The 418-nt window shown below is 69.1% G+C and carries 1 protein-coding gene; it reads left to right on the plus strand.

What is annotated here, in order from left to right; genetic code table 11:
* Positions 1–169: 169 nt before the first annotated feature.
* On the plus strand, positions 170–418 hold a 249-nt coding region (locus ACN6NE_RS31130; protein ID WP_474329444.1), incomplete at its 3' end, for a YdgH/BhsA/McbA family protein.

The following is a 418-nucleotide window of genomic DNA, read 5'->3' on the forward strand; positions in this document are numbered from 1 at the left end:
TCGGCATCCTGATGGGGTCGCTGGTCGCCGCGCTGACCGGCTTCGCGCTGCTTCGCTTCGCGCCGCCGCATCCAGATCACGCCGTCGCCGAGGCAAGGGCTGATGCGGAGATTGCAGCGGATGGCGATGTGTCCGATACGTCGGACGAGACGGCGGGAGCGAACCGCTGATGCGCTGGATCGCCGTTTCGCTTCTGATCACCCTCTTGTCCGGCTGCGCCGCGACCGGCCCCGACCCCGCGCCTGGCGTCCCTGCCGTCGAGGTCCGCCGCACGCCCGCTTCCTCGCAAGCGCTGAACGATATCGCCGCCGACTATCTGCGCCTCAGTCTCGAAATCGGGACGCATGAGGATGGCTATATCGACGCCTATTATGGCCCCGCCGACCTGCGCGCGGCGGCGGAGGCAGCGCCGCGCGAC

Source organism: Priestia sp. 53B2, from assembly GCF_056099005.1.